Below are 10,079 nucleotides of genomic sequence, written 5' to 3'. Positions count from 1 at the left end.
GAAAAGCTCGCTGACATCTGCTTCTGGCGGGACTGGGTGTACTGGGCGCTCGGTAAGCAGAATGAGCATGGGGACAATGGTGCCCCGCGCCCAGCACGCAAAATCATAGATATTGCCAGGGAACCAGAGCGGCAAAAAGATCAGTTCTGGCGGCATGGTTGGCAGGCCGCGCCAGTCATATTGGCCCAGCAGCGCCAGCCAGATTTTGGTAAAGATGCGCGCGCTGGGTATGCCGCCTTTGGAGAGGATGAATGCACGCGCCTGCTGCATGCAGGACTCGTCGGGCGAGACTCCAGCCAGTTTCAGAGCAAAATAGGCTTCGATGGTCGTGCTGAGGTCGCCAGGCGCTTCATAATAGATGCCCCACGTGCCGTCAGCCCTCTGCTGATCGCGCATGTACGCGGCGATCTTTGTCCAGCGCGCGGGCGCGCCCGCCATTGAAGGCGCGGGGTTGGCAGCGCCCAGGAAGTGGGTGAGAAAGAGATATTCGGCGGTGATGGTCACGTTCGATTCGAGTTCTCCCCACCACCAGCCTTCGGGGGCCTGTGTGCGCAGGAGATACGCTTGCGTGCGCGCGATAGCTGTTCTGACGGCTTCTTGTCTGTCACTGATCGGCTGGTCCCTTTGTGATCGAACGTCTACCTGCTCCTGTTGTTCGAGGGCCATATACTTCTCCTTTGTTTGCTTGTGCTGTTCGCCGACGCTGCCCGCGCGCCGCCGTCTCATCGCCAAACGATCCGCCGACAGGGACGGCGGCGCTACAGATGGCTGCCGAGCAAGCGGTGGTACAGCTAAAGGCTGCCTTTAGCCGTAACCTTCAGCGCGAAACCAGGCAACGGCTCGCGCCAGTGCGTCTTCGACTGGCGTTTGCGGCAGGCCAAGTTCGCGTACCGCTTTACTGGCGTCGAAATACATGTGACGCGCCGACATACGCACTCCATTGATGGGAATGCCTGGCGCGCGGCGCATCAGGCGGCCCTCGATGAATTCGTCGGCATAGGCGGCTGCATAGGCCAGCCAGCGCGGCGCTTTGTAGCGCGGCGGCGGACGATCTGCCAGCTTTGCCAGGATGCCGAATATTGCCTGGAGCGACAGGTTGCGATGACCCAGGATATAACGCTCGCCGACACGCCCCTTTTGTAATGCCAGCACATGCCCTCTGGCGCAATCCTCAACGGCAATGAGATTCAGTCCGGTATTGACGTAAGCGGGCATGCGCCCACGCAGAAAATCAATGATGATGCGCCCGGTTGGCGTGGGCCTGACATCGCCTGGCCCCACTGGCGTTGAAGGGTTGACGACGACCAGGGGCAAGCCATCACCCGCCAGGCTTAGCGCCTCGCGCTCGGCTAGATATTTTGTGCGCTTATAGGCTCCGGCCAGATGATGGCGATCTACCGGCGTTTCTTCATTGCCAGGTGTTCCATCCGGTGGGATACCACAGGCGGCGACGCTGCTCGTATAAACTACTCGTTGCAAACCCTGGCGCAAGGCTTCGAAGAGTAGGGTGCGCGTACCAATCAGGTTGGTGGCGTAGGTAGTCTGCTGATCAGGCGTCCAGAGGCGATAATCGGCGGCCACATGTACCAACATTTCGCAGTCTGCGAGCGCCCGGCGCAGGCTTTCGGAGTCGCGCAGGTCGCCCATGCACGCCTCGCAGCGTGGATCAAGCTGGTTGCGGCGAATTATTGTATGAGGCGATGCTGGCCGTACCAGCGCGCGCACTTCGTAGCCTGCCGCCAACAGTTGGCGGGCAACGTGTGAGCCAATAAATCCGGTTGCTCCCGTCACCAGCACGCGGGTCATGGTTCACAATCCTTGAGGAAACTCACGACAAAGCTGGTCAAACTTTTCTGCGCTCGACGGGTATGGAGGCCGAGCCGCGCCAGTTCGCCGGTGACGAGAGGATGCGCCAGAAGATAGCGGCTCATGGCGCGTTTCTTCGTCCGTCCAAAGGCATCCACCAGGCCGTCCAGCGGCGGCAGCGATTCGGTGAGTGGGTCGGTGACAGCGCGCACCGCCAGGAACGGCACGCCAGCCTCTTGCGCCAGGGAGCCGAGCCAGTAGCTTTCCATATCTACGACAGCGCCGGTGAAGTTCCAACTGAGCCATTCTTTTACCTGGCGATGGCTGGCGATACTCGGCACAGTCAGGCAGCCTCCCCCAACAGGCCGGGCGCGTCGGCGCAGCATCAGAAATCGGGTCAAGCCCCCTGTTCGCGGCACATCAATATGCAACGCTCGCTTCACCAGATGATTCTCGCAGTTCAGCATGCCAACTGAAGGGGCTGGACGCAGCGGCGAGGGCATGGTCAGCAGCGCCAGTAGCTGCGAGCAGACGACCAGATCGCCAGCCCGCAGCTTTGCCGCGAGCGCGCCGCAAAAGCCCAGCGAGAGGACGGCAGTGGGCTTGTAGCGCTGTAAGACAGATTGCAGCGCGTATTCGGCGCGCTGCCTGCCCATGCCGCTCTGCACGAGGAGACATTCCTGCCCGGCGAGATAGCCCTCTTCAATCAACGCCTCACCAATGCTGCATGTGTGAGCAATCTTCATGTGGCGTCGGATTCCGGCTAGTTCGCCTTCAAGCGCCGCCAGCGCGATAATCATGCTGCTCCTCCAGCGCCATCAGATGGGCGCCATGCCCTTCACCAGCGCGGCCATCTGTGAGGGATGGCTGATTGCGTCCAGAATGGTCGAAGCCTCGTAGCCGCAGTGAACCATGCAGTTGGCGCAGCGTGGGTCGCGGCCTGTACCATATTTCTCCCAGTCGGTGGTTTCGAGGAGCTCGTTGAAGCTGGCGGTATGCTTATCGGCCAGCAGATAGCAAGGTGAGCGCCAACCGGCGACAGTGTAGGTTGGGGTACTCCAGGCGGTGCAGCGATAGTCTCGCTCGCCACGCAGGAACGAGAGATAGAGCGGGTTGTTGTACCAGTTGACGCTGCCCACCTGGTCATAGACCTGCTTGAAAACTTTCGTGGCCTGCTCGCGGGGGAGAAAGACGTTGTTAGTGACGGCCTGATAGTCATAGGCCGGTGAGATGATGCAGCCCTCAACCTTGATGTCGTCGGTCAGGAAGCGCAGCAGCTCGATGATGTTTTCGGGTTTGCTGTCCTTGTAAATAGTGGTGTTGGTGCAGACGCGATAGCCGCGTTCGCGTGCCAGGCGCATATTCTTGACGGCTTTGTCCCAGACGCCTGGGCGATTGACCGACCAATCGTGCAGGTCGCGCATGCCGTCGAGGTGGACGACAAAAGAGAACTGCTTGTGCGCGGGGATTCTTTTCATGCCTCGTTCCATAAGCAGACCATTGGTGCAGAGATAGATATAGCGGCCCTGCTTGATCAGCCCATCAACGATCTTGTCTATGTCCGGGTGAATCAGCGGCTCACCGCCGGGGATGGAGACGATGGGACAATCGGCCTCTTCGGCCACGTCCAGACACTCCCGCACCGAAAGTTTCTTATGGAAGAGGGGCGCGTATTCGCGGATGCGCCCGCAGCCGACACATTCCAGGTTGCAGAGTTCCAACGGCTCTAGCATGAGGGTGAACGGAAATTTGTCTGCGCGGAGCAGTTTCTTCTTGAGCAGGTATTTGGCAACTGTAAGGTTCAAGCTCATTGGCCTGGACATGAACCCTTTGTCCTTTCCAGCGTGGAACCGTGTTTCAGTATAGGGTGTACAAGTACGGCGCTTTATGCGCGTCGTTCGGCCAGGAAACGCGCGATGGTAGCAAATTCGGTGCGCGCCCAGGCGGGCAAGCGCGCACGCTCCAGTTGGAGCATGGCCCTGGCGCAATAGTCGGCCAGCAAGTCCTGGGTGCGCTCTTGCGCCCGCACGCGCTCCAGGATGTTCAGAGCGCACGCTACTTCAGCATCATCGAGCGTCTGTTGATCCCTGGCGTAGAGTTCTGTCAACAAGGCTTTCTCTTCAGGGCTGCCATGCTGCATCGCATAGACAATAGGCAGCGACTTCTTGCGGCGGCGCAGATCAGCGGCTACGGGTTTGCCGGTTTCGGCAACCTGTCCCCAGATGCCCAGCAGATCATCACCGATCTGGAAGGCCAGCCCCAACGCGCGCGCATACCAGCGCAGGTGATCGATCAGCGTTTTGTCGGCGCCGCCAAGCAATGCGCCGACATGAGCCGCTGCTTCGATGAGCGCGCCGGTCTTGCGAGCGATCATTGCCAGGTATTCATCAACGGTGATGTCGGCGTGGCGCTCGAAGGCGAGGTCAAGATACTGCCCCTCCACCAGCCGCAGCGTGGCAGTGTTGAGCATCTGCCAGACGATCAGGGACATTTCAGCCGAATAGCCGTACTCGCGCAGCTGCTCGATGGCGACTCCGCTGAGGGCGAAGGCGGCGTCCCCGGCGTTGATGGCCTGTGCCTGGCCCCAAACGGCCCAGACGGTTGGGCGATGGTGGCGCTGGTGGTCGCCATCTTGAATATCGTCATGAATGAGCGAGAAGTTATGGATGAGTTCCAGCGCCGCTGCTGCTGGAAGCGCGCGTTCCCATTTTCCGCCAACAGCCTCGCAAGCCAGCAGGCAAAGCGTGGGCCGTACCGCTTTGCCAAGTGCGTGGGGAGACGGGTGTCCGTCAGCATCCATCCAGCCGAAATGATAGCGCAACATGTCATAGAGGCCGTCTGGCTTGCTTTCCAGCAGCCGCTGCACGTTCTGTTCGATGACCGTTCGATAGCGATCCAAAACCGCTGGGAGTTCCAGAGTCTTCATCAGCATTGCTCCCATTGACAACCACGCACGCCCGACTTCTTGCCAGGCATGCAATTCGTGGACCAAACACAAGCGAGAGTAAGCGCCGTTCACGAAGTTTTGCTTGCTACCCCCGTGAGGCGCTTGATCTTCCTTGCAAACTCTATGCCCTGATTGTTCGCTGGTTGGAGGCGTGGGTTTTGCGTGTACTGCGGGCATTATATGGGGAAAAGCCTGCCGCCGACTGGATCGCTCCAGATCGGCGGCAGAGACGGAATCGTGCGGGAAGGGGTGCTAGGGTTCGCGGCACGCCTGGCAAAGCCCAAAAATAGCCAGGTGATTGAGGTCGGCCTCGAAACCGTAGCGATCTTGTAAAAGCTGGTTGAGTGGATGAATAATCTCATCCTCCATTTGCCAGATGCTGCCGCAAGCGCGGCAGAGCAGGTGGTGATGCTGGCCGAGGTCAACGGGGTGATAGCGGGCGATATGGTCGGCAAAATGCGCGTGTGTCACCAGCCCCAGTTCTTCGAGCAGTTCCAGGGTGCGATGAACGGTTGAGAGGTTGATCTGCGGGAAGCGTTCCCGAATATAGGCGTGAATCTCTTCGGCGGTGACGTGGCGCGTCGGCTGTGGATGCTCTGCTGAGGCTGCTGGCATCTCTGGTGATTGACCGGCGCAGGCGAAGAGTGCTTCAAGGATGAGCTGGCGCTGCGGGGTGAGGCGATAGCCGCGCGCCTCAAGCTGCCCTAGCATGTTCTGCCAGGTATGCCTGGTTTCTGATGGGTGCTGTGCTGGCATGGGATAGTCCTTATTGGTGGATGGCCCAAAGATCCGCTCTCCTGGGGCTGGCAACGCTGCTTCACGATGTAGCAAACGTTGCTCTTGCATATTGTTGCATATCTTTGGGCCGCGCGCTATCCCTCTTTCGGCTGGGGACTTATGGACTGTTGCTCGAAGCGATGCTGACACTCTTCGATGATGCGCCAGGCTTCTTCAGCGTGGAACCAATCGCGTACATCTGTCTGCACGCCCTGGAGTTCTTTGTAAGTGCGGAAAAAGGCCGAGATTTCGCGCGGCCAGTGCGCGGGCAGGTCCGATAAGTCGTGGATGGCGCTATAGCGGGGATCGTCCAGCGGCACAGCGAGGATTTTTTCGTCAATCCCTTTTTCATCGGTCATAATGAGGGTGCCGATGGGTCGGGCGCGCACGTGGCAGCCAGGAAAGGTCGGTTCATCTACGACGACAAGAACGTCTAAGGGGTCGCCGTCGCCGGAGAGAGTACCCGCGAGGAAGCCGTAATCGGTTGGGTAATGGACCGAGGAGTACAGCACGCGATCCAGGCGGAGGATGCCGCGCTGGTGGTCGTACTCGTATTTGTTGCGGCTGCCACGCGGAATCTCAATGGTGGCTTCGACCCAGCCCTCCTGGCGGCTTCCGCGCAGGTATTCCTGTTCAGCCATAGCGCGCTCCCTTATAAGGGGCAGACCCATCGTACCCCTTCAGCTTAACAGCTGCCCGTTGCCTGCGGCTGCTGTGTCAGGCGGGCGTTGAGTTGAATCTGAACATTATTGCGCAGGGCATTGGAGACTGGACAACTTTGCTCGGCTTTCTGCGCGGCCTGCTTGAAGGCTGCTGCGTCCAGGCCCGGTACGCTGCCCTGCACATCGAGCTTCATGGTGGTGATCTTGCCCTGGTCCAGTGTGCAGACTGCGTTGACGATCAACTGCTCCGGGGGCGTGCCGCCCTGGTTCAAAGTGTGGGAGAGCGCCATCGCGTAGCACCCGGCGTGCGCGGCGGCGATCAATTCTTCGGGGCTGGTTTTGCCATCGGGGCGCTCGATGCGCGAGGCCCAGGTGATGGACTGCTCGCCAAACGCGCCGCTGCCTACTGTGAGCTTGCCATTGCCCTGTGTCAGATTTCCTTGCCAGATGACTTCGGCCCGTCGTTCTGCTGCCATTGCTTGGTTCCTTTCTGCTATCTGCTAGATGATTATCCAACTATATATTGTACCCATGTGCAGAGATTGTGCCATTTACCTTCGCTGTAGCATTGCGTGTCTGATGTATGCTATGAATACCTGATTGCCACAATTCCTCTTTATTACACCTGGAGGGAAGCCTGATGACGACGCCTCTTTCTCATCCTATAATAGCGCGGCAAGAAGACCAGCGCCAGGAAGATACTCGCCAGATTGGCGCGCCGCTGTGTTTAGCGCCGCAGGCAGGAGGGCGCGCTGCCTCGCCGACGCTGGCGATCAATGAGGCGATTGCGGCGCGGCGGGCCACCGGGCGCAGGGTTATTCACCTGGGCTTTGGCGAGGCGTCGTTCCCGCTGCATCCCACTCTGCGGGCGGCGCTTGCCGAGCACGCGACCAGCACCAGCTATGCGCCTGTGCTGGGGATACCGGCGCTGCGCCAGGCTATTGCGCGCTATCTTTCGCGCACGCGGGGCATCGCTGTGCCTGCTGAGCGGATTGCAGTTGGGCCTGGAAGCAAGCCGCTGCTCTATACGCTGATGCAGGTACTTGCGGGCGATTTGCTGCTGCCCGCGCCGTCGTGGGTAAGCTACGCGCCGCATGCCCACCTGGCGGGCCGCCAGGTGATTAGGGTTGAAACCGCTGAGAGCGATCATCACGCTCTGACGCCGCAGGCGCTTTCGGCTGCTCTGGAGCGCGCCCGGCAGGAGGGGGCCGATCCGCGCATTTTGCTGGTGAACAGCCCCAGCAACCCGACAGGCGCGATGTTTGCGCGCGCCGATGCGGAGGCGGTGGCGCTCTGGGCGCGCGAGCGCGGCATGACGATTATCAGCGATGAGATTTACGCGGAACTGGCGCATGGCTGGCGGGCGCACGTCTCGCCTGCCACTTTCTATCCAGAGGGTACGATTGTAACGGGCGGGCTGTCGAAAGCGTTTTCGGCTGGCGGCTGGCGGCTGGGCTACGCGGCGCTGCCAGAGACGGAGGCGGGCGGCCAGGCGCTGGCGGCGCTGCGGGCGCTTGCCAGCGAAATCTGGTCGTCGGCCACGACGCCGGTTCAGGAAGCCGCCGTTGTTGCCTTCAGCCCGAATGCTGAGCTAGAAACCTATGTGCGCCGTTCGGCGGCGCTGCACGGCCATATCACCGGCAGGCTGTATCAGACGCTGAACGCTCTCGGCATATTGTGCGCTCGCCCGGCAGGAGGGTTCTATCTCTATCCCGATTTCGCTCCCTGGCGCGCGGCGCTGGCGGCGCGGGGTGTGACGACCAGCGAAGGGCTGGCGCGGCTGCTGCTGGATGAGTGGGATATTGCGACGCTGCCTGGCGAGGCGTTTGGTGAGCAGCCGGAGGCGCTGCGCCTGCGCGCGGCGACGAGCCTGCTCTGTGTGCCAGAGGAGGGTACGCCAGCAGAGCGCAAGGCCGCGCTGTGGGATATGCTGGCGCGGGCTGATGGCCTTCCGGCGGATGACCCAGCCGCTGGCGAGCCGCTGCCTCTGCCAGCGTTGGAGCGGGCGCAGGCCGGGCTGGCCGCGTTCGTTACTTCGTTGGGTGAGCCGGAACGCGGCGTTGGAGCGCGAAACGCGCACTTGTAGCGCCGCCTGGAAGGCGGCTTAACGCTGCGCTGCCGCTGTGTCTCGGCGTGAGTAATTGGCCGCAGGTTCACAGCGGTATTATAATTGCCGAGTGATTGCATACAGGGAGCAGCCGTGATTGATAAACGTTTATCCATGCAAGAGGCCATTGCTGAACACGTGCGCGATGGCTTGTCGGTGGCGATAGAGGGCTTTACGGCCTTCATCTGCTTTGCCGCCGGACACGAGATTATTCGCCAGCGTCGGCGTGATCTGACGCTGATTCGCATGACGCCTGACCTGATCTATGATCAGATGATCGCGGCGGGCGTGGCGCGCAAGCTGGTATTTAGCTACCTGGGCAATCCGGGCGTCGGCTCGCTGCACGCGGTCAGCCGGGCGATTGAGAAGGGCGTTCCCGCGCCGCTGGAGATCGAGGAGTATTCGCACTATGGTATGGTGGGACGCTATACGGCGGGCGCGGCGCGTTTGCCCTTCTTTCCGCTGCGCAGCTACATCGGCTCCGATATGCCCGGCGCGAATGAGCGGATCAGGTTTGTGGAAAGCCCCTATGGTGATGGCAAGATAGCGGTAGTGCCGCCGCTCAATCCTGACGTGGCGATCATCCACGCGCAGCGCGCCGATAGCCAGGGCAATACGCAGCTTTGGGGCTTGTTGGGCGTACAAAAAGAGGTGGCGTTTGCGGCCAGCAAGGTGATCGTGGTGGTGGAAGAGATCGTGGATGAGGCCGTTATCCGCGCCGACCCGAATCGCACTTTGATCCCCGGATTGATTGTGAGCGCGGTGGTCTGTGAGCCGTTTGGCGCGTATCCTTCGTATGTGCAGGGTTACTATGACCGCGATAACGAGTTTTATCTCAAGTGGGATGCCATCTCGCGCGATCAGGAGCGGGTGCAGGCATGGCTGGATGAGTGGGTGTATGCCGTCAAAGATCGGGCTGAATACCTGCGCAAGCTTGGGGCGGAAGTGCTGGAACGTCTGAAGCCTGGCCCGGCGTCTGCCAGCCCTGTTGATTATGGAGTGTACCGATGACAGAGCCGAGCGCACAGAATGAGATGGGCTATACGCCCAGAGAGATGATGATTATTGCGGCGGCGCGGGCGCTGGCCGGGACGCGCACCGTTTTTGTCGGCGTGGGTTTGCCGAATATCGCCTGCAATCTGGCGCGGCGCAGCGTCGCGCCTGACCTGGAACTGATCTATGAGTCGGGGGTGTATGGCGCGCAGCCAGCGCGGCAGCCACTCTCGATTGGCGACCCGGCATTGATCAGCGGGGCAGCTTCGGTGGTACCGATGGCTGATTTGTTTGGGCTGTATCTGCAACGTGGACTGGTGGAGGTGGCGCTGCTGGGGGGCGCACAAATTGATCGCTATGGCAACCTGAATACCAGCGTGATTGGCAGCTATGCCGCGCCAAAGGTGCGCCTGCCGGGGAGCGGCGGCGCGTGCGAGATTGCAATTAACGCGCAGCGGGTCTTTATCATTATGCCGCTCAAGCGGCGCAGCTTCGTGGATCACCTGGATTTTGTAACCAGTCCCGGCCATCTGAGCGGAGGTGTCGCCCGGCAGGAACTGGGTATGTCTGGCGCGGGGCCGCAGTTGGTCATTACCGACAAGGCGCTGTTTGATTTTAGCAACCCTGAGCGCGAGATGCAGCTTGTCTCGCTGTATCCTGGGGTGACGCTGGATGAGGCGCGCGCAGAGATGGGCTGGGAGGTTCGACGAGCCGAGCCGCTCGCCGAAAGCCAGTCGCCAACCGATGAGGAACTGCGGCTGCTCAGAGGGTGAGCATTCGGCAGGCC

The 10,079-nt window shown here is 60.8% G+C and carries 11 protein-coding genes; 3 read left to right on the top strand and 8 right to left on the bottom strand.

Features of this window, described 5'->3' with window-relative positions:
• The 8 genes from VH599_02770 to VH599_02735 all read right to left on the bottom strand — a co-directional run.
• On the bottom strand, positions 1-666 hold a 666-nt coding region (locus VH599_02770; protein ID HEY7347216.1), incomplete at its 3' end, for a hypothetical protein.
• 138 nt (positions 667-804) lie between these two features.
• The gene (gene hpnA / locus VH599_02765) at positions 805-1,806 is read right to left on the bottom strand and encodes a hopanoid-associated sugar epimerase (protein ID HEY7347215.1); all 1,002 of its coding nucleotides are present in this window, start codon (positions 1,804-1,806) and stop codon (positions 805-807) included.
• Positions 1,803-2,606: a hypothetical protein gene (locus tag VH599_02760; GenBank protein ID HEY7347214.1), complete on the bottom strand. Its 804-nt coding sequence runs from the start codon at positions 2,604-2,606 to the stop codon at positions 1,803-1,805. Before VH599_02760 ends, hpnA begins: the two co-directional genes overlap by 4 nt.
• An 18-nt stretch (positions 2,607-2,624) precedes the next feature.
• Positions 2,625-3,617 carry an adenosyl-hopene transferase HpnH gene (gene hpnH, locus VH599_02755; GenBank protein ID HEY7347213.1) on the bottom strand — a complete coding sequence of 331 codons (993 nt, stop codon included), beginning with the start codon at positions 3,615-3,617 and terminating at the stop codon, positions 2,625-2,627.
• A gap of 74 nt (positions 3,618-3,691) precedes the next feature.
• On the bottom strand, positions 3,692-4,732 hold the full coding sequence (locus VH599_02750; protein ID HEY7347212.1) for a polyprenyl synthetase family protein: 1,041 nt from the start codon (positions 4,730-4,732) through the stop codon (positions 3,692-3,694).
• Positions 4,733-5,005: 273 nt separating this feature from the next.
• Positions 5,006-5,599: a Fur family transcriptional regulator gene (locus VH599_02745; GenBank protein HEY7347211.1), complete on the bottom strand. Its 594-nt coding sequence runs from the start codon at positions 5,597-5,599 to the stop codon at positions 5,006-5,008.
• A gap of 26 nt (positions 5,600-5,625) precedes the next feature.
• Positions 5,626-6,171: an inorganic diphosphatase gene (locus tag VH599_02740; GenBank protein HEY7347210.1), complete on the bottom strand. Its 546-nt coding sequence runs from the start codon at positions 6,169-6,171 to the stop codon at positions 5,626-5,628.
• Positions 6,172-6,215: 44 nt separating this feature from the next.
• Positions 6,216-6,668, bottom strand: coding sequence for an OsmC family peroxiredoxin (locus tag VH599_02735; protein HEY7347209.1), 453 nt, complete (start codon positions 6,666-6,668; stop codon positions 6,216-6,218).
• Positions 6,669-6,832: 164 nt separating this feature from the next.
• On the opposite strand from VH599_02735, the gene VH599_02730 reads away from it, so the two are divergent.
• From VH599_02730 to VH599_02720, 3 genes are all read left to right on the top strand, one after another.
• A complete protein-coding gene (locus VH599_02730) occupies positions 6,833-8,278 on the top strand; it encodes an aminotransferase class I/II-fold pyridoxal phosphate-dependent enzyme (protein ID HEY7347208.1) in 1,446 nt (481 codons plus the stop codon).
• Positions 8,279-8,392: 114 nt separating this feature from the next.
• Entirely contained in the window at positions 8,393-9,310 is a 918-nt protein-coding gene (locus VH599_02725) for a CoA-transferase (GenBank protein ID HEY7347207.1), read from the top strand.
• Positions 9,307-10,065 carry a CoA-transferase gene (locus VH599_02720; GenBank protein HEY7347206.1) on the top strand — a complete coding sequence of 253 codons (759 nt, stop codon included), beginning with the start codon at positions 9,307-9,309 and terminating at the stop codon, positions 10,063-10,065. Before VH599_02725 ends, VH599_02720 begins: the two co-directional genes overlap by 4 nt.
• The last annotated feature ends 14 nt before the right edge of the window (positions 10,066-10,079 follow it).

The organism is Ktedonobacterales bacterium (assembly GCA_036557285.1).
GTDB lineage: Bacteria > Chloroflexota > Ktedonobacteria > Ktedonobacterales > DATBGS01 > DATBHW01.
Note: the sequence above shows the minus strand (reverse complement) of the source record. Positions and strands in the feature narration are given on the sequence as shown.